16 protein-coding genes are annotated in these 20,115 nt (G+C 54.6%); 2 read left to right on the top strand and 14 right to left on the bottom strand.

What is annotated here, in order from left to right:
* Nucleotides 1-21: 21 nt before the first annotated feature.
* The 7 genes from ABKA16_RS01545 to ABKA16_RS01515 all read right to left on the bottom strand — a co-directional run bounded on the left by ABKA16_RS01545 (nt 22) and on the right by ABKA16_RS01515 (nt 7,778).
* Nucleotides 22-1,446: a GNAT family N-acetyltransferase gene (locus tag ABKA16_RS01545; RefSeq protein WP_380999491.1), complete on the bottom strand. Its 1,425-nt coding sequence runs from the start codon at nt 1,444-1,446 to the stop codon at nt 22-24.
* A gap of 45 nt (nt 1,447-1,491) precedes the next feature.
* Nucleotides 1,492-2,991, bottom strand: coding sequence for an Asp-tRNA(Asn)/Glu-tRNA(Gln) amidotransferase subunit GatB (gatB, locus tag ABKA16_RS01540; protein ID WP_380999493.1), 1,500 nt, complete (start codon nt 2,989-2,991; stop codon nt 1,492-1,494).
* Between the two features lie 24 nt (nt 2,992-3,015).
* On the bottom strand, nt 3,016-4,584 hold the full coding sequence (gene gatA, locus ABKA16_RS01535; protein ID WP_380999495.1) for an Asp-tRNA(Asn)/Glu-tRNA(Gln) amidotransferase subunit GatA: 1,569 nt from the start codon (nt 4,582-4,584) through the stop codon (nt 3,016-3,018).
* Nucleotides 4,585-4,604: 20 nt separating this feature from the next.
* Complete coding sequence (gene gatC, locus ABKA16_RS01530) at nt 4,605-4,898, bottom strand: Asp-tRNA(Asn)/Glu-tRNA(Gln) amidotransferase subunit GatC (protein ID WP_007147560.1); 294 nt, start codon at nt 4,896-4,898, stop codon at nt 4,605-4,607.
* Between the two features lie 106 nt (nt 4,899-5,004).
* Nucleotides 5,005-5,697 carry a TrmH family RNA methyltransferase gene (locus ABKA16_RS01525; protein WP_380999497.1) on the bottom strand — a complete coding sequence of 231 codons (693 nt, stop codon included), beginning with the start codon at nt 5,695-5,697 and terminating at the stop codon, nt 5,005-5,007.
* Nucleotides 5,698-5,774: 77 nt separating this feature from the next.
* Nucleotides 5,775-6,677 carry a hypothetical protein gene (locus tag ABKA16_RS01520; RefSeq protein ID WP_381000140.1) on the bottom strand — a complete coding sequence of 301 codons (903 nt, stop codon included), beginning with the start codon at nt 6,675-6,677 and terminating at the stop codon, nt 5,775-5,777.
* Nucleotides 6,678-6,821: 144 nt separating this feature from the next.
* Nucleotides 6,822-7,778, bottom strand: a complete 957-nt coding sequence (locus tag ABKA16_RS01515) for a hypothetical protein (RefSeq protein ID WP_380999498.1) — start codon at nt 7,776-7,778, stop codon at nt 6,822-6,824.
* Nucleotides 7,779-8,280: 502 nt separating this feature from the next.
* Here ABKA16_RS01515 and ABKA16_RS01510 point away from each other — a divergent pair.
* Both ABKA16_RS01510 and ABKA16_RS01505 read left to right on the top strand, forming a co-directional pair.
* Nucleotides 8,281-10,854, top strand: a complete 2,574-nt coding sequence (locus ABKA16_RS01510) for an HAD-IC family P-type ATPase (protein WP_380999499.1) — start codon at nt 8,281-8,283, stop codon at nt 10,852-10,854.
* Between the two features lie 214 nt (nt 10,855-11,068).
* Nucleotides 11,069-12,235: a low temperature requirement protein A gene (locus ABKA16_RS01505; protein WP_380999501.1), complete on the top strand. Its 1,167-nt coding sequence runs from the start codon at nt 11,069-11,071 to the stop codon at nt 12,233-12,235.
* A gap of 102 nt (nt 12,236-12,337) precedes the next feature.
* On the opposite strand, the gene ABKA16_RS01500 is transcribed toward ABKA16_RS01505, so the two are convergent.
* From ABKA16_RS01500 to ABKA16_RS01470, 7 genes are all read right to left on the bottom strand, one after another.
* Nucleotides 12,338-12,811, bottom strand: a complete 474-nt coding sequence (locus ABKA16_RS01500; protein ID WP_380999502.1) for a flavodoxin — start codon at nt 12,809-12,811, stop codon at nt 12,338-12,340.
* A gap of 47 nt (nt 12,812-12,858) precedes the next feature.
* Entirely contained in the window at nt 12,859-13,158 is a 300-nt protein-coding gene (locus tag ABKA16_RS01495; RefSeq protein ID WP_380999504.1) for a putative quinol monooxygenase, read from the bottom strand.
* 61 nt (nt 13,159-13,219) lie between these two features.
* Nucleotides 13,220-13,768: an NAD(P)H-dependent oxidoreductase gene (locus tag ABKA16_RS01490; protein ID WP_380999506.1), complete on the bottom strand. Its 549-nt coding sequence runs from the start codon at nt 13,766-13,768 to the stop codon at nt 13,220-13,222.
* Nucleotides 13,769-14,002: 234 nt separating this feature from the next.
* Entirely contained in the window at nt 14,003-15,043 is a 1,041-nt protein-coding gene (locus ABKA16_RS01485; RefSeq protein WP_380999508.1) for a zinc-binding dehydrogenase, read from the bottom strand.
* Nucleotides 15,044-15,095: 52 nt separating this feature from the next.
* Nucleotides 15,096-17,762, bottom strand: a complete 2,667-nt coding sequence (gene clpB, locus ABKA16_RS01480) for an ATP-dependent chaperone ClpB (RefSeq protein ID WP_380999510.1) — start codon at nt 17,760-17,762, stop codon at nt 15,096-15,098.
* Nucleotides 17,763-17,917: 155 nt separating this feature from the next.
* Complete coding sequence (locus ABKA16_RS01475; protein WP_381000142.1) at nt 17,918-18,955, bottom strand: nucleoside hydrolase; 1,038 nt, start codon at nt 18,953-18,955, stop codon at nt 17,918-17,920.
* 27 nt (nt 18,956-18,982) lie between these two features.
* Nucleotides 18,983-20,107, bottom strand: coding sequence for an ABC transporter substrate-binding protein (locus ABKA16_RS01470; RefSeq protein WP_380999512.1), 1,125 nt, complete (start codon nt 20,105-20,107; stop codon nt 18,983-18,985).
* Nucleotides 20,108-20,115 lie beyond the last annotated feature (8 nt).

The following is a 20,115-nucleotide window of genomic DNA, read 5'->3' as shown; positions in this document are numbered from 1 at the left end:
GCTACTGGCAGCTACTGGCAGCTACTGGTCACGCCTCCGGTTTCTGCCGAGCCGGCGCCACCATGGGACCTTCTGCGATGTGCCGGATGGACCGGACCCATGTAACGTATCAGACGTATCCGGCGCCTCTGCACTATCCTGCCCGGCGGCTTCGCCCGGCCCCTCAGATATGCCTGATACCTCCCGCCTATCGGTTTTCGGGCCTGTGCCATCAGAACTGTTGGAAATGCTGGAACCGGCAGGATCCCCGGGCTTCCTGGTGGACCCGGGATCCCCTGTAGTGCCCTGCTGCGCAGAAGTCCCAGCCCCGGTGGAGTCCCCGCCCTGTGCAGTTACTTCGGCCGCATCGGCTATATCCTGCTGCCCAATCTGCGAAGGGATACCGTCGGGACCATCAGTTCCTTCTTCCGGGCCGTACCCGTCATATCCGTCATATCCGTCAATATGGTTGCCGCGCCAGTTCTCGCGGTTCGATACTGCGGCAGAAGCCTCATCGTCAAAAGATATATCAGCAACGTTACGGACAAAAGACCTGTGCTGTTCAATCTCTATGGAATGCTCGTGCATCGACATCGCCTCGCGGATCCCGGGATTCGTCATAATAGGGCGCATCCCGAATGCTTCAAGGGAGCCTATCGGATCGAACTCATCTGCAAGCATGCCCTGGACCTCAAGGTCCTGGTACCGCTCATTCCCGTTATCCCACAAAGCATCACGTGAATTGCCTTCTGTTGTGAAACCAAGGGATTTGTAGACCGTTGAGGCACGGGTATTACGCTGCGGTACCCCTACCCAGATGCGGTGCATGCCCAGGCCTGCAGGCTCAGGGGCAAAACCATACGTCATAACACGCGGCATGGCGTCACGGGAAAAACCGCGGGAGCGGTAATCGCGGCCAAGAAGGACCTGGATACGCGCCGACTTGGCCCAGCCGTCAATATCAATAAGGAAAACCATGCCGATAAGGACAAACCCGTTGCCGTCGCTTTCGTTCTTATCGTCAGAGCCTGTAAGGTCAGACTGGGCAAACATAGACCAGGCTATGACCCCTCGGGCTTCAGGGTCAGAGAAACTCTCCTGGGCACGCAGCTCCCCGCGGGACCATGACAGGTACCGGGACACCCACGCACGCACAGTAGAGCGCTCCGCTTCCTTGCTCTTACCTGTGATCCGCGCAGAATCATGGAATGCATCAAGCTCATCAAGCTTTTCACAGTCTTCCCATACTGCCGGCCGGAGGACCAGCATCTCCCCCTCAATCTCAGGGATAGAAATGCTGGATGGAAGCGCGCGGACGTCCTTCTGTACATCCTGCATACCTTTATGCGTATCACGGCCCTGTGTGCCTTGAGGGCTGTCCGGCGGCTGATTTTGCGGAGAATCCAGCTTCTCCCCGTCAGCTGTGTGCGGAACTGTTGATTCTGGTGTCATATCGGATCGTGTCATCTCGATTGATTTCCTTAATATGTCGGCGACCTTCAGCCTTCGGCCTCAGCTTTTGACCTTCCGCATAACAATAGCAGATACAGCTTTAGCATCGGCCTGTCCGCGTGTAGCTTTCATAACCGCACCGATGATCGCGCCCATCGGCTTCATATTGCCGGCCTTCAGCTTTGCGGCAATATCCGGATCGGCAGCAAGGGCTTTATCTACTTCCGCTTCAAGGGCACCGTCATCAGAAACGACCTCATACCCGTGTTTTCTGACGACCTCATCAGGTGTGCCTTCACCGGCGAGAACGCCGGCAACCGTCTGCTTGGCGAGCTTGTCATTAAGCCTGCCTTCAGCTACGAGCTTTTCCACCCGCGCTACATCAGCCGGGGTAATGGGCATATCCTCCAGCAGCGTTTCACGCTCATTGGCTGCACGGCTGATCTCGCCAAGCCACCACTTGCGGGCCCCGCCCGCAGTGGCTCCAGCGGCGATGGTGGCTTCTATGAGGTCCAGGGCATCAGCGTTGACTACATCGCGCATCTCAAGATCGGAGAAGCCCCACTCGCCCTGGAGACGGTTGCGGCGTTCCCGAGGCATCTCAGGCATCTGCGAAGCCAGCTCATCAATATGCCCCTTCGTCACATGGACCATAACAAGGTCAGGGTCAGGGAAATACCTGTAATCGTCCGCATCAGTCTTTACGCGGCCGCCCGCAGTAGCCTGCGACGCTTCGTCCCAGTGGCGGGTTTCCTGCAGTATCTCGCCGCCGTCATCCAGGATCGCAGCCTGGCGTCTGATCTCATAAATGATCGTTTTTTCGATCCCGCGGAAGGAATTGACATTCTTTGTTTCTGAGCGTGTCCCCAGTGGGGCCTCAGGGGACGGGCGCAGCGACACATTAACATCAGCACGCATATTCCCCTGTTCCATACGGGCGTGGGAAATATTCAGAGCGCGCACAATATCGCGGATCGTGCGCACATACGCGCCTGCTACTTCTGCGGCACGTTCACCCGCCCCCGTTATGGGTTTGGTGACAATCTCCACCAGCGGCACCCCGGCACGGTTATAATCCACAAGAGAATGGTCGGCCCCTTCAATACGGCCGTCGGCACCGCCCACATGGGTATTCTTGCCGGCATCATCTTCAACATGCGCGCGTTCCACAGGCACACGGAAAATATCACCGTCTTCAAGCTCAACGTCCAGGTACCCTTCACCATTCAGCGGCTTATCATACTGGGAGATCTGATAATCACGCGGCATATCAGGATAGAAATAATTCTTGCGCGCGAACTGCGACCATTCAGCGATATTGCAGTGCAAAGCCAGCCCGAGCTTAACAGCGTAGTCGATAGCCGTCCTGTTCACGACCGGAAGGCTGCCCGGAAGCCCAAGGGACACAGGGGTCAGCTGGGAGTTAGGCTCGCCGCCGAAATGGACTTCTGCAGGGCAGAAAAGCTTTGTTTGTGTACTTAATTCCACATGTACTTCAAGCCCGATCACAGGATCGTATTTTTTAACAGCATCAGCAAACTTCATCAATTTTTCAGCCATATTTACTGTATCCTTTCCTGTGCCCTACTCAGCCTGCTCTGGGCGGGTATCGCTGCCTGTATTGAGCCACGCCGCATCCATTGCCTTCCCGACCGGGCCGCCCCACTTTTCTTCAAGGGCGGATTCCAGCGCCGCAGCAGGTTTATACATCTTATCGTCCTGCATCTGGGGCGCAATAAACTGGAAACCCGCCGGAAGCCCGTCATCGCTTAACCCGCAGGGAACGGACATTGCAGGCACCCCAGCCAGGTTTGCCGGGATGGTGGCAATGTCATTGATGTACATCTCCATAGGGTTATCCATTTTTTCACCGAATTTGAATGCGGTAGACGGTGATGTGGGCGATACGAGCACATCAGCCTGTTCAAAAGCTTTCCTGAAATCTTCGATGATCAGGGTCCGCACCTTCTGAGCGGAACCGTACCACGCATCATAGTAACCGGCTGACAGCGCGTACGTCCCCAGGATAATACGGCGCTTCACCTCATCGCCGAAACCTGCTTCGCGTGTATAAGCCATCATATTAGCGGCGGTCTGCGGTTCGCCTTCAGGCGGCATAACACGCAGGCCGTAGCGCATGCCGTCATACCGAGCCAGGTTGCTGGAGACTTCCGAAGGCATGATCACGTAATATGCAGCCAGAGCATACTCTGCATGCGGCAGTGAGACCTCAACCACTTCAGCACCCATTGCCCTGAGCTGTTCCACTCCCTCGTTGAACCGCGCTTCCACACCGGCCTGGAAGCCTTTGCCTCCAAGTTCCCTTACCAGCCCGATCCGGACGCCTTTAAGGTCCCTGCGTTCCCCCAGACGGGCCTGCTCAGCAAGAGCTGGCACAGGCTTCGGGATAGAAGTTGAATCCTTAGGGTCGTAACCGCCGATGATCTCCTGGAGCAGGGCTGCGTCAAGCACGGTCCGTGATACAGGGCCTATCTGGTCAAGCGAAGAAGCCATAGCGATGGCTCCGAAACGCGACACACCGCCGTAAGTAGGCTTTACCCCGACGGTACCGGTCAGTGCGCCCGGCTGTCGGATGGATCCGCCGGTATCAGTCCCCAACGCCAGAGGAGCCTCAAAAGCCGCGACGGCAGCTGCCGAGCCGCCGCCTGAACCGCCGGGGACACGCGAAGTATCCCAAGGGTTGCGCGTTATCCCGAAAGCAGAGTGCTCCGTTGATGACCCCTGTGCGAATTCATCCAGATTAGTCTTGCCCAGAACAGGCATGCCGGCTTTCTTAAGCCGTTCCACCACTGTTGCATCATACGGAGGCACCCAGCCCTGCAGAATCTTGGAAGCTGCTGTGGTTTCAATACCTTTGGTGACGATCATATCCTTTACGGCAACCGGCACGCCTGCCAGCTCGCCTGTATCCTCTCCTGCAGCGCGGCGCCTGTCCGCTTCATCTGCCTGGCGGCGCGCCTCATCCTCGCTGACCCTCAGGAAAGCATGGATATCGCCTTCTGCCGCATGGATCACATCAAGATGGGCATCAACGAGTTCACGGCTTGATATCTCACCGTCAGCCAGCTTTTTTGCCATCTGTGCTGCAGAAAGCCGGACAAGGCTGTTGCGTTCGCTTGTACTAAAAGCCATAATCCTTCATGTCCTCCCCGTTAGTCAGCCAGTATCTGAGGTGCAACAAACATACCGTTTTCCCTGGCGGGCGCACCTGACAGGGCTTCTTCCTGGGTCAGCGGTACCGCCGGCTCATCAGGGCGCATATACGCTTCCAATGGGACGGGATTAGCCGTTGGTTTTACATCATCTTTCGCCACTTCCTGCACCTTAGCAATAGAATCAGCGATAACATTCAATTCCCCCTGGAGGCGTTCAATTTCCTCATCTGTCAGTGCGATGCGGGAGAGATCCCCTAAATGCTCAATATCTTGTCGTGTAAATCTGGACATAACCTCAACTATAAGAGTCCAGCATGACACTTTCAGGGCGCTTCGCCGGCGCTGCAACACAGCACAGCAGCACCGCAATATCCTGCAGTAAAACACTCATGCCGGATCATCCGTGCTGCATCATCCATGCATGCATTGCTACTGCGGCAGCTGCGCCGGCATTGAGCGAACGCACTGAACCGTACTGTGTAATATACACAACATCATCGGCCGCTTCAAGCGCCTTACCGGTCAGGCCGGGACCTTCAGAGCCGAAAAGCAGGATGCAGTTTTCAGGGAACTTATAACTCTCAATCGGGACTGCGCCCGGGACAATATCCAGGGCAATAATGCGGGTATCCTGCCCTAGCTGCGCGTCCCGGATACGGATGTCGCGCATAAATTCATCAACAGATGCATGATATCCAATATCCTGATACAGCTCAGTCATCAGCGAACCCTTGCGGTTCCACTTATGCGGGCCGATAATATGCACCTGGCGGGCAGTGAATGCATTGGCAGTGCGCACAATAGAGCCGATATTGAAATCATGCGTCCAGTTCTCAACAGCCACTTCACACATATGCCGTCCGCGCCGGTCAAGGTCATGCTTGATCGCCTCAACGCTCCAGTACCGGTAGCGGTCCATTACATTACGGGTATCGCCTTCATCAAGCAGCTGCGGATCATACCGAAGGTCCTCCGGGTACGGCCGCGGCTCCCCCGGATGCTCGGATTCCCATGGGCCTACGCCGATCTGTCTCAGCCCGGGATCGCCCGCTGCCATTACACGTTTCGTATATTCGCTTGGTTCATACATGATTATTGTTCTGCCTGAAGCTCTGCCTCAATACCGATCCTGTACCGTGCCGTTCCAGTCCTTCCCGGCACCGGATATCAGCCTTCAAAAAGGGGGATGAACGGGACAGACTGTCTGCTGCCTGTTACAGGGTCTACAATATCTATCGTCTTAACATCTATCGTCTTAGCAGTGCCGTCACCTGTTACGCCGCTGCCCATCAGGCTGTTATCTGCTGTACCGGCATCAGCCCTGCCCGCGTCCTCGCTTCCATCCCCTATGCCGACGCTCCCCACAAGCGATGCAATCGCCAGGAGCCGGGCACCGCAGCTTTTCAGAACTGCAAAATCAAGATTGAGTTCATTGCCGTGACGAAGCGTGACCAGGGACGAAGTCTGGACGAATGATTTCTCAGATAGCCATGCATCCAGCAGGATCACGCGCTGGCCTTCAACAGATGGACCTTTCACAGACGGGTATACAAAATCCATTACAAAGCCGTTGGCCGCCTGCCCGCGCGAAGCTGCAGCATGCATAACCGCGCTGACCAGAGGGATCGCAGCCACTGTCAGGGCACCAACCGCATCAAAATCATCAATGGAGAACCCATGCTCCTCCAAAGTATCCAGCATCACATGCCCGGCAAGCTCCGCTCCTTCATGGTCATAGGTAACGGCTGTCAGTTCGCTGAACGGCTTCCCCGTAATATCGGCACGTACCATGCGTTCAAGCCGTTCCCGGGGATCCAGCATATCCGCCGGCAAATGAGCGATTTCTTCACGCAGCCCCTCGGGGCCGGTAGCCCTGAAAGTGCCTTCCCCAGAAGTTCTGCCGGATGCGGTACTATCCGCCCTGCCGGATACGGCACTGGTTGTGCCGCTGCCCGAACTGCCTTCTGCAATGCCAATACCGCTTTTTTCAGCATCTCCCGAACTGCTTCTCAAACTGCTGTCATTGCCTTTAGCCTGTGCCCTGCCGCTGCTCGCCCTGTTACCGTGCATTCCGCTATCGTGTGTCATACCGATAACTCTAATTCATGCTCAGGAAAGTTCATACACACTTATTGATATATCCATTTTGATATACCCATTGATATGCCAGTTCGCGAATCCTGCAGAAAATCTCTTCCCAGTCTGAAATATCCTTCAGGATAACAGCCCTGCAGACAGGCGATTGAGTGCTTCACTAGAATATCTGCGGTTAACCGCCGTTCTTCCATCGCATAACTGACTGACTGACAAAGGCTTGGGCCGTATATTGATACCTGTCGCTCCAGCATTATACAGAGCACGGGCTATCTCCGAAATAAACCTGGCGCGCCAAAGATGGTTGTCTACCATTCTGCTTTCTGCAACGAAAATATGCCATCCCCGGGACTGGAATGCATTGAAACGGTCAAGATCCTCCGCCCACTGGCCATGATGGTGCTTCCCGTTATACTCCACTCCAACACGGTATTCCGGATAAGCAAGGTCAAGATAGAACCGCTGCATGGATCCATCCTGGACTTCATAATTGACCGTCGGTTCAGGAAGCCCATATCTCAGCAGCCACAGCCGCAGGTAGGTTTCCCGCGGGGAATCAGTATCTTCACGGATAAGCCTGAGGGCTTTGCAGCATTTCCGTGAGCCCCGGAAACGCTCACAATCGGCAAGGAACCGCGCCAGAAGATATTTCGTTGTCCGCCTCAGCAGCCTGTCCCTGCACATAAGCGCATCCCCCAGCGCTATAAGGTCTTCAAGTTCAAGGTACTGAGACATCTGGGCAAACACTGCCTCAGGGGAAGAGCATGAATATCCTGCAACATCAATTGTTGCGCCTAACGCATCCGCATTTTTGGAATAATGGCAGACCACATTATTGATATGGCGATGGTTACGCCATTCCTTGACAACAATATGCGTGCGGGGATCAAGGCTTCGGGGCGGGGCGACGCCCAGCAAACTGATTGCCGTGGCGTGGCTCGCTGTTATATCGGCAAGGTTTCCAGCCCTTATCCTGTGCCCGAGGGATCCCATCTGGAGAAACGCATCATTCTGACGCTTCCATGCTCCGTACCGCATTATCTGGCTGCGGACGGGCTGCTGTACTAGCTCAAACATAAGCGCAAGGTTAGCGGATTCTGGCCCTGTCCTGAAGTTATTTTGCCCAATGTGGTCGAATAAGGAACCGCTGGTGGTAAAACACGCAGATACAAAAACAAAAAATGTGGAAAACTGCCGGAACTATTTTTGTATCTGCGTGTTTTACCACCAGCGGTTTTCAGACAACCTCAATTTATAGGTTTCAGATAATCTAAATCCCACGGGGAAGAAGGCCCGCTAAGTTGTTAGGCTGTGAGAGGGCCGGGCCTTATGCGGCCCCGTAGCCCCGCGAAAGGGAACGTCCGGACCGGAGAAACCGGGACCGGAATGGCACAAATTTTCACGCAAAATGAACGGCTTTGACTGCGAAACAGCTGCACTGTTTTTAGCCTTAAGCCCAAAGGCGAACTGCGGAATGGAATACGCTATGCACGCAGTTTACAGGTGTGGATTGTTACACAGGTGCGAACCGCTACAGATGTAGACCGCCGGTAACATACAGCAGCACAAGGAGTACATTATGGGAACTGCCATTACGGTTATCACGATAGCAGCCGCCGCGGCGCTCAGCGCTTTTATCCTCTGGTTCTTCTTCTCCCCCGGCAAAGCTGGGCACGCGGCTGTTGAGGGGAAACGCCAGGTGGCACAGATAACAGTTAAAGGCGGATATTCTCCGGCACTTGTTGAGGTAAAAGCCGGCATGCCTGTACAGCTGGTCTTTGACCGGCAGGAAACTGGCGAATGCACTTCGCACGTTGTATTTTCCGATCTTGGGATTGATGCACATCTTCCCGGAAATAAGGAAACTTCAGTTGACCTGCCTGCGCTTGAGCCGGGGGATTACCCTTTCGCCTGCGGGATGAATATGGTGCATGGGACGCTCCGTGTCTCAGGGAAAAGTACAAATAGGGGAAACACGGATGCCGCCACTGAGGAAAACACAATTGCCGCTAAGGAAGGTACAGGCACTAACGCCAGGAAAAGTGCGGATTCCGCCGCCGGGGAGGCCAGCACAAATAACATAAGCAACATAAATAATGCAGGCGGCACAAACGCCGTACACACGCCGGAAACGCACAGTACCCGCTCCCCGATTGACCAGCAGAATACCGAGGAGGAAGAACGTATCCAGGAAATACGCGAGCTTAAGCGCCTTATCCTTATTGGCGCTATCCTCACAGCCCCCATCTTTATTGTGGCAATGGCAGGCATGGTCATGCCCGGCATGCCTGCGTGGCTTATGAACCCATGGTGGCAGGCTGCCCTCATCACACCCGTCATGTTCTACTGCGGCTGGCCGATCCACCGTATAGGCTGGCTTGCGATCGCCCACCGCTCCCCTGATATGAATTCCCTTGTTACAGCAGGCTCATTCGCAGCATATATATACAGCCTTGTTGTATGCATTGCACCGCAGGCACTCCCGCCCCAGTCCCGTACTGCGTATTTTGAATCTGTAGGGGTCGTCATAACCCTGGTCCTTGTAGGGCGCCTTCTTGAAGCACGTGCCCGTTCCGGCACAGGCAACGCAGTCAAAACCCTGATCAATCTGCGCCCGCAGACAGCAATAAAAATCTCACAGTCAGATGTTGACAGCGGCATATGGCGCAGGCCGGATATCGGCACAATAGTTCAGGGTACCGAATGCACAGCACAGAAACAGAAAATGCCTGATTCCGGCATCGGCGACCCCTCCACAGACAGCTCCGCAATTGCCGGCACCGGCAGCAGTAAAGCATATCCTGGATCGGAAACCGGCGAAGGCGCCGAAACCGGCGCAGGCAACGGGACGGTCCGGATCATTGATGCCAATTCAGTCAAAGCCGGAGACCTGCTCGTCGTCAAAGGCGGGGATACCATCCCCAATGATGGGATCATCGTGGCCGGTGAAAGCAATATTGACGAATCCATGATAACCGGCGAATCCCAGCCCGTGCACCGCGGCCCGGGAGACCAGGCAACCGGGGCAACACTGGCCCTTGACTCCCCTATCGTCATCCGGGTAAACAGGACCGGACGCGACACCGTCCTCTCCCAGATCATCGATCTTGTTTCCCGCGCACAGGCCACTAAAGCACCGGTGCAGAAGCTTGCCGACCGGATTTCCCGCGTATTTGTCCCCATCGTCTTTCTGATCGCCATATGGACATTTGCCGCATGGTCCATCATCGGCCCCCAGCCTCGGCTGGCCCATGCTGTAGTTACTGCGGTCAGCGTAGTCATCATCGCCTGCCCGTGTGCGCTTGGGCTTGCTACCCCGCTGTCAGTCACGATCGGGATGGGGCTTGGTGCACGCAACGGCATCCTGATCACAACAGCGCATGCCCTGCAGGATGCACGCCGGATCGGCACGGTTGTTTTCGATAAAACAGGTACAATAACGCGCGGCATAGCCCAGGTGAAGGGCAACGGGAATGAAGGCGTCAAGGGCAGAGAAAGCGGCAATATCAGGGATAATAAAAGCAGCAGAAACCATACTGAGATCTCATACAGCAACGATGAGATCAAGCCCTCTGCTCCGGCGGCTGTCCGGCAGCTCCATGCATCAGGGATCAGGACCATCCTGCTGAGCGGGGATAAAAAGGAAACTGCACAGGACATCGCGCAAAAAGTTGGGATTGACACGGTCATTGCCGAGGTGCGGCCCGACGGCAAGGCTTACTGGATAGAGCGCATACAAAATGAGAGCTATGATAATAGCCGTGCCGGAGGCAGCAGAAACCGCGGCAGAACACTGGTTGCCATGGTTGGCGACGGCATCAATGATGCCCCGGCACTGGCCCAAGCGGATATAGGTTTCGCTATTGGGACAGGTACCGATATCGCCATGAGATCGGCAGATATCACGCTTATGAGCGGCGATCTGCAGGGGGTAGCGCGGACTGTTGCCCTGTCCCGCGCAACCATGCGCAATATCAGGCAGAACCTGTTTTTTGCTTTCGCCTACAACATTATTGGCATCCCTCTCGCAGCAGGCGTCCTCTACCCGCTGGCCGGATGGCTTCTCAGCCCTATGATTGCAGGTGCAGCCATGGCATTGTCATCGGTATGCCTCGTGCTCAACGCGAACCGTTTGCACCACGCCGCCATATAGCTCCGCTATAAGATATTTTGTATACAGCTCCGGCAGACAGCTGGCTGTGCTGTGAGTAAGGTAAAAACGCAGCTGCTGTCTGCTGCGCTGCAGGCTCTGCCGTGAACCCCGATCAGCTTTTCGGGCTGAGGCAGCCAGTTGCACTGCAGTTATATAATAACGCATAGTTTCTGATATCGGCATAACTTTTTTCCCTGTATGAAAGGACATACCTATGGCTGGGAAAAACAGCGCAGGAAACCGGGCGCATGAAGAGATGGAATCTAAGCGTGTCTCCCTTATAGAGCTGTTTTACGACCTTGTATTCGTATATATGATTTCACGGGCAACTGAGCTGCTGCACCACCTCCACAATGGCATGATCAGCCCAACCGCCCTGATTATTTTCATATTCGTTGTTATCGTTTTTATCAACTCGTGGATGGTACAGACAGTTTTCACCAACCGTTACGGCGAATCTTCGTGGACGAACATCCTTTTTTCCTTCGTTGATATGGCGATCATCCTGTATATGTCCAACACTTTTTCCGCCACAATAGACTATAACCTGCAGCCGTTCTTTATAGCTGCAAGCCTGCTGTCGGCGACCCTGGCCCTCCAGTATGCCCTGGTCTATATAAAAACCGATAATCAGAATGATAAGAATATCGCCCGGATATTTTCCATTATCCTCGGTATCAGGGCTCTGTCATTGCTCGCCGGGGGATTCCTCCCCCTGCCGGCCGGGGTGGTTCTTGCTGCAGCAGGCATACTGCTTAGCTGGATAGCACCGGGATTCACCGGGAAATATACCAGCAAGCACCCTGTTATTTTCTCCCATCTCCTGGAACGTCTGACACTTCTGATCATTATTATTTTTGGGGAAACGATCGTAGGGATCGCGGGTTATTTCACGCGCAATACGCTGTCATGGGGATCAGCCTTTATTTTTATTACAGTTGTCAGCCTGTTCCTCACCTACATTATCCAGTTCGATCACGTTATTGAAGACAGGCGGAAAGGTGAAACCGGGAACCGCCTTATTTACCTCCACTACCCTATACTTTTTGGCATCAGCATGGTTACAGCAGCTATTGAACTTATCAGTGAAGATAAAGCCAATATCTATTTCGTGATCACTCTCCTGTATGCAGGGATACTCCTTTTTTATTCAGGGCTTGCTGTTGCGAATACTTACAACAGGGAAGGGTTCCGCCTTAACAGGGCTATTATCGCATCCTTCCTCAGCGTTACGATCCTGGCCTATCTGCTGTGCATAGCCCTGCATACCTTCTTCGCAGCCACTCTGATAACTGCTGTCTCTACAGCAGCCTGCACAGGCATCCTTATCAGGGCCCTTACCCTGGATTCGCGGAAGCATCCTGCTTCCCTGCCTCGGTAGGCAGATTTCCGGCATCGGATATGGGCATAGTACAGTGGGATATCCGCCTCTGCGCTCTGCTGCTGTATCCTTATCCCTACCAGCTAATACGTCTGTCAGAGCTTATTCCAGCCCGGCCTGCTTAAGCCACGCATCAACACTGGCCGGAGAAGACAGGACTGCACCAGGTTTGACATCAGGGCCAAGCAGCCTGTCTATTATCCGCTGCGCACCGCTGTATCCGGAGCCTCCCGAGGTAGCGAAGGTTGCCACTGTTTTCCCTGTGAAGTCCATGTGTCCGATCACCGTTTCGATAATGCGGGGAGGTATCCCCCACCATGTGGGATGCCCTATGATCACAGTATCATACCGGCTGATGTCGGGAAGCTCACCCTGATAAGCAGGCCTGCTGCCCCCGTCATTCTGTTCGCGGTTCGCGCGGCTGCCGGGATCGTTCCAATCCAGATCAGCCGGCGTATAAGGGTTTTCAGCCTTGATCTCGTACGTATCGGCATTGAGCTTTTGCGCGATAATATCAGCTGCCCTGCGGGTATGCCCCGTACTGGAAAAATACATGACTAAAGTTTTACTGGCCATATCTGCCTTCCTTTACACAATATAACTGTTTACACTATCCCTGCCATCTATGCATTGTCTATGCTGTTGAAACGCTCGACCCGCATACGAAGACGGTATTTTTTACGGAGGTCAGCAATTTTCCTCATCATCTCAGATTTATGATGGGCATCCAGGCTGGACTGGTCCTTCCACTGGTCTATCAGAAGGACTGTTTCCGGATCATCCATGGGGAAGAAATAGGCGTAACGGAGATTGCCTTCCTCGGCGCGGATATCGGAAACTACACCGCTGGAAACCATCTCCTCAGCGTACCGCCGTGCGGAACCATCCTCCCCCGTATAATAAATATTAACTGTCAGGCTCATAAAACCTCCAATCAGCCAGATGATATAACTTAGTTATATCCATGCAATCAGTATCCTGTACCTATTCGTACGCCCCTAAAGCTTCCAGCTGCCCGCGGGTAATATATTCAACATATTCCTGTGCCTTCCGGGCGGCCTCCCCGTCAGTCATGCCTGAAGCATCGGCAGTAATAAATGGTTTGATATATTTCGTACCGATAAGGTTACTCGTTGCCTGGAGCGGTCGCAGAAGATCAGTAACGGTATAATTTTTACCGCTGCCGTGCACATAGTCGTCCCCGGAACCGCCGGGCGAAACAGCGACGATCAGCTCTTTGCCGCGGAGTGCAGTCCCTGTACTGCCATACGCCCAGCCGTATTCAAGCACATCATCTTCCCACTGTTTAAGCAAGGCAGGGGTGCTGTACCAGTACATAGGGAACTGGAGGACTATCCTGTCAGTATGTGTTAATACTTCCTGCTCCCTTTTGATATCGATCCTGAAATCAGGATATATCATATACATATCCCTGACATCAAGCCCTATCTGCCGCGCAGCATCAGAGAGCTTTTTATTGACCCGGGAGCTGCCTTCCAGAGAAGGGTGGAAAACAAAAACCGTTGTATTCATAATAACCTACCTTCTTGCATAATACCGGGTATCCGCCGAAACCGGCCGGATACTGGCCGAAATAACGGGTGCCGATTCTCCGGCCAGATCAGCCGGATCAGGGGGTCCGTTTGCAGTACACATGTACCGCAGACGTCCCTATGATCCCGGCCTGTATGGGGGCCTGGCCCGGTCCTGCATCCGTTAAAGTGCCTGTACCTGTAGCCTCTGCGCGGAGCCCGGACCCGCCCGCTCTTACTCCATAACCACCAGAGACTTTATCGCCTCGCGGTTATCCATTGCCTTATAGGCATCATAGATCTCATCAAGGCTGAAACGCTTCGTAAATACCTTTCCGGGGTCAATATCGCCTTTAAGCACAGCATCAAGAAGTACCTGCTTGTCATATGTAGTTACTGAAGCGGGGCCGCCGGCAAGGGCGATATTGCGCATAAATGAAGAGCTGACATCCATCTTGGGGACATGTGGCAGCCCAACTCGGCCAATAATGGCACCAGGCCTGCCGACTTTCATCGCAGTGTCAGTAGACAGTTCCGTACCCACGCACTCCAGTACTGCATCAGCACCGGAGCCATTGGTCAGCTCCATAACCTTACTGACTGCCTCATCGCCGCGTTCTGCAACGATATCCGTTGCGCCGAATTCGACGGCGAGTTTCTGACGGTCTTCGTGCCGGCTCATCATAATGATGCGCTTCGCACCGCGCAGCCGGGCCGAGATAACTGCACACAGCCCTACTGCACCGTCACCGACAACAACTACGGTGTCGCCGGTTTTTACATCAGCCACACGCGCAGCGTGGTATCCGGTAGCCATAACGTCAGAAAGCGCCAGGAATGAATTAAGCATGCCGTCGCTGTAATCCTCCGGTTTTCCGGGAACCTTCACAAGGGCCCAGTCAGCATGCTGGAAACGCACATACTCGGACTGATACCCGGAGCTGAAATTATCCGAATGGCTCTGGCAGTCAGCATCGAAACCTGCACGGCATGCAGCACAGTGCCCGCAGCCGTGGGTGAACGGTGCAATCACGAAATCCCCCGGTTTTACCGACGTAACAGCAGGACCGGCTTCTTCAACAATACCGATCGCTTCATGGCCTGTATTCTCGGAGTTATTGCTTTTACCGTCCTGCCCGCGGTAAGACCACAAATCTGACCCGCAAACGCAGGCGCGGACCACGCGGAGGATAACATCGTCATCAGCCTTGATCACCGGTTTGGGAGCTTCCTGAGCTTCAACTTTCCCTGCCTCTACAAAAATAGTTGTTTTCATACTGAATATCCCTTTCTCCCGACAGATGCCGGAATGTGAAGCTACTATTTTACTACTTTTCCGAAACAGGCTCACCGACCAGGTCTTCTGTCGGCCATGCAGTGAGTTCCAGATGCTCGCCGCCGGTATGGTCAACAAGCACGGTATCACCGTCGTGGACCTGTCCTGCCAGCAGCATCCGTGCAAGCTTATCGCCAACTTCGCTCTGTACCAGGCGCCTGAGCGGGCGGGCGCCATACGCAGGGTCATACCCTGTGTCCGCAAGCCACTGGCGTGCGGAATCAGTAACGTCAAGCGTAATGCGGCGGTCAGTCAGGCGCGATGCGACCTGCTCGACCTGGATATTGACGATCTTCCCCAATTCCTCGCGGGTAAGGGGGTTAAAGATGATCAGGTCATCCAGACGGTTGATGAATTCAGGCTTAAAATGCATATGGACTGCATCCATCACAGCCTTGCGGCGCGCATCGGCATCCATACCCGTATCCACGAGGAACTGCGACCCCAGGTTGGATGTCATGATGAGAATCGTATTCGTGAAGTCCACGGTACGGCCCTGCCCGTCAGTCAGGCGCCCGTCATCCAGGACCTGCAGGAGGATATCGAAAACCTCAGGATGGGCTTTCTCGACTTCATCGAAAAGGACCACTGAATAAGGCCTGCGGCGGACCGCTTCGGTCAGCTGGCCGCCCTCCTCGTATCCGATATATCCCGGTGCTGCGCCGATCAGACGCGACACGGAAGCCTTTTCCATGTATTCGCTCATATCTATGCGCACTACTGCGCGCTCATCATCAAAGAGGAAATCTGCAAGCGCTTTTGCCAGCTCTGTTTTACCCACGCCGGTAGGCCCGAGGAACATGAAGCTTGCAGTCGGGCGGTCAGGGTCGGAAATACCCGCACGGGAACGCCGCACAGCGTCCGAAACAGCCTGTACTGCCTGCTGCTGGCCAATAACGCGCTTACCCAGTTCGTCTTCCATATGGAGGAGCTTCTCGTTTTCACCCTGCATCAGGCGCCCTACGGGGATGCCTGTCCAGCTGGATACGATAGCTGCCACGGAGTCGGCATCCACATGGTCAGGGACCATCGGTTCCGTATCCGGGCTGCCGCCCTCAGCATCGGCACTGCCGGCCTCCGCAGCACCGCCATGCTGATCGGCTTTAGATTCAGCTTCGGTAAGCTGTTTCTGGATTTCAGGGATCTGCCCGTACAGGATCTTGGAGGCATGCTCCAGATCACCTTCACGGGTCGCCTTATCTGCTTCCACACGCAGTGCATCAAGCTGTGCACGCAGATCGCCGATCTTGTTATGGCCGGCTTTCTCCGCACTCCAGCGGGAATTCAGGCCTGCAAGCTGTTCGCGGGTATCGGCCAGTTCTGACTGGATCTTTTCGAGGCGCTCGCGCGAGGCTGTATCCTCAGCTTTTTTAAGCTGCATTTCCTCCATTTCCAGCCTTGTGACGCGGCGCTGGAGCTCATCAATCTCTTCCGGCTCAGAATCCAGTTCCATACGCAGATGGGCAGCAGCCTCATCGACCAGGTCGATCGCCTTATCCGGAAGCTGCCGGCCTGAAATATACCGGTTTGACAGTGTGGCAGCAGCCACCAGCGCATCATCGCCGATAGTAACTTTATGATGTGCCTCATACCGCTGCTTCAGCCCCCGAAGGATAGCGATGGTATCTTCCACACTGGGTTCACCGACGAAGACCTGCTGGAACCTGCGTTCGAGGGCAGGGTCTTTTTCAATATTCTCGCGGTATTCATCAAGCGTTGTAGCACCAATAAGCCTCAGCTCACCGCGGGCCAGCATAGGCTTGAGCATGTTGCCGGCATCCATGGACCCTTCAGTTGCGCCGGCGCCAACGATAGTGTGGATCTCATCAATGAAAGTGATAATATTGCCGTCAGACTTTTTGATTTCATTGAGCACTGCTTTCATGCGCTCTTCAAATTCACCGCGGTATTTGCTGCCTGCAACCATAGAGCTCATATCAAGGGAGATGATCCGCCTGTTCTGCAGCCCCGCAGGGACGTCACCTGCAACTACGCGCTGGGCAAGTCCTTCTACTACAGCCGTTTTCCCTACTCCCGGCTCGCCGATAAGGACAGGATTGTTTTTGGTCCTGCGGCTCAGTATCTGGATGACACGGCGTATCTCTGCGTCACGACCGATTACGGGGTCGAGCTTCCCTTCGCGGGCACGCTCTGTCAGGTCGATTGAATATTTTTCCAAAGCTTTATATGCCCCTTCCGCATCCGGGCTCGTAACTTTAGCGCCGCCGCGCACCTCAGGGATAGCTTTGCGGAGGGCTTTTGCATCGGCACCTGCGCTGCGCAGGATATCCCCTGCTTCCCCGTCGCTCTGGGCAATAGCAATAAGCAGATGCTCTGTTGAGATATACTCATCTCCCAGGCTGTTCATTTCCCTGCGGGCGTCTGACAGCACTTTTGCCAGCTGGCGGCTGGCATCGGGCTGGGCCGTAGAGGATCCGCTTGCGCTTGGCAGGCTGGCCAGTGCGCGGCGTACCTGCGCCCCTATCTTCTGCGCATCAGCGCCCGAAGCCTGGATCAGCCCTTTGACGACCCCGCCATCCTGGCGGAGGAGGGAATCAAGCAGATGCAGCGGCCCCACCTGGGGATTCCCTGCAGCGGAAGCGCTCTGCACCGCATCACCTATGGCCTCCTGGGCCATCGTTGTAAACTTTTCGTCCATTGAGTCTCCTGTTCATACTGCTGCCGGGGTTTACCGGCGTTACTTATATATCCTGCAGTATTTAACAGGGCTTCCAGCACTATTATTCCAAACTTGAGTGTTTGCGGCTCAAGTTTTTAGATAGTCCTGATACATACTGAAATGTCTCGCTGCCTTTACCTTTGCGGATACTCCGAACATACCTTCAGCAGGCGCTTATGCCACGCAGATACAAAACGCGCAGAATCAACGCCAAGGGCTGCCCGAGTATGGGAGACAGATGCCTTGCTGCCCGGCTCATCCGCAGACGTATGGAGCATAGCTGGATCACCGACAGTACGGCCGCGCACCCCGTAGCCGTCCCCTGTCCTCGTTTCTGCACGAAGGCTGATCGGGAACAGCTGCACCAGAGAAGGGTCAAGGGCAACAGCCGCAGCAAGTGGGTCATGGAGCGGGCTTCCCTGTGCAAAAACCGGATCTGCGGCTTCGTTAGCGGAAATATAATAATCCGCCATCTGGCAGACAAACTCCGCCAGCGGTGTATCCGCCTGCCTGACAGCACGCATATGGCCGCGGGTCATCAGGCACTGATGGGTCACGTCAAGCCCGACCATTGTAATATCAGCGCCTGAATGGAAAACCCTGTCAGCAGCTTCCGGATCATTGATAATATTCGTCTCGCACACCAGATCATAACAGTTGCCGGGCTGGGTAAGAGTCCCGCCCATCATCACCAGCTTCATCTTCGGGGCAATATCCGGTGCCCGGCGAAGGGCTTCATCAATATCAGTCAGCGGCCCTGTAGCAAGTATGGTCACACTAGTGCCGTAACGCCTCACCGCTTCAGCTATTGCCGCCGCACCATCTGCATATATACTGCCGCGGGAGTACGAAGAAGGGAGGCCGGGAAGCTGTGCCCCTCCAAATCCGTTTTTCCCATGGAACCGCTCACATCCCGGGTCTATTGTATACGGCCTCCCTGCGGTCCCGGAGCCGGCCTGCCAATATGACGGTTCGCCGGCACCTTCATACACAGGGATATCCGGCCGTCCAAGGCAGTCCAGCAAGCCGCGGCTGTTGTGTACAGCCACACTCCCCTGCACATTGCCGAAAACCCCCGTTACCCCAATCAGCTCAGCATCCGGTGACCCCAAAAGGTACAGGATGGCCAGGGCATCATCAATGCCGGTATCGCAGTCCATCATGATCCGCATGGCAGTCATTCCTTCCTGAACCCTGAGCTATCTTTCAATACCTTTAAGCACAGCCTCCTGGCTGGCCAGATACTTTCCGGTCGCCTGTGCCGTAGCGGCCGGAGCAGATTTTACCGGCCGGCCCTGCGCGTCCTTATACGCACCGGATTCGAAGAGGAAATCGAAATATTTCTGCCCTGAAGCATAATCTATAGCCCCAAAAGTGGATGTGCCGTTTTTCAGGCGGGAAATATCTCCCCAGTACTGACCGGAAGTAATGGCTGCCATACTGCGTTTTACAAAATCAGGCCTGAGCCCGGCGACTTTGCCTTCAGAAGAACCGGCAAGTATCTGTGCCGCATCGTCAGGGTGGGTATACGAGTACATGTAGCCTTCCTGGGTCGCTTTCACGAATTTCTCTGCAATATCAGGGTGCTGTTTTAAGTAAGAGCTGCTGGAGACTATGCCCAGCTCATCAGCATTGCCGGGTACACCGTAGTCGGGTTCAGTGAAACATTTCAGCTTAGGGCCGTACATTTCAGCCTGTATGCCTTCCCATGTGGCATAAAATCCGCCAAAATCAGCCCTCCCTGAAGACAGGGCGCTGAACGTTGATGTGCCTGCTGTGACCTTGTCGAATTCGCCTTTGCCTCCCGCTTTCCTGATCATCCTTTTGACAACAGCATCAGATTCGCTGCCGCCAAAAGTTGCAAAAGTCTTGCCGTCAAAATCTTTGGGGGAAGCAATAGCTTTGTTTGAAGCCAGAGAGCACCAGATAGCAGAAGTTTTCTGCTGTACCTGCATAATAAGGGAAAGCTGCCCGTCTTTGATGTTCGCATCTGCAACGTTAGCCATACTGGACAGCGTAAAATCAGCCCCGCCCCCGGAAACAGACTGCTCGGCACCGGTCTGGCTTGCTGCCAGGATATCAACATCAAGGCCGAGCTTCGCATAATACCCTTTTTCACGCGCCACGAACACGCCGATATGATTAGTATCGGGCGCCCACGACATCATAAAAACCACTTTAGCCAGGCCTTTGCCGCCTGTTTTCCCCCATGGGGCCGAGCATCCGGCTACGCTGCTGCCCGCGATGAAAACCGCAAGCACGGCTGCAATGATTTTTATAGTACGGCGCCCGGAAATACCTTTAACAAACACCTTCGCATGCATAACAGTAA

It is taken from the genome of Scardovia wiggsiae, from assembly GCF_051045985.1.
Classification (GTDB): Bacteria; Actinomycetota; Actinomycetes; order Actinomycetales; family Bifidobacteriaceae; genus Scardovia; species Scardovia wiggsiae.
The sequence above is the reverse complement of the archived record's forward strand: the minus strand, read 5'-3'. Positions and strand labels throughout refer to the sequence as shown.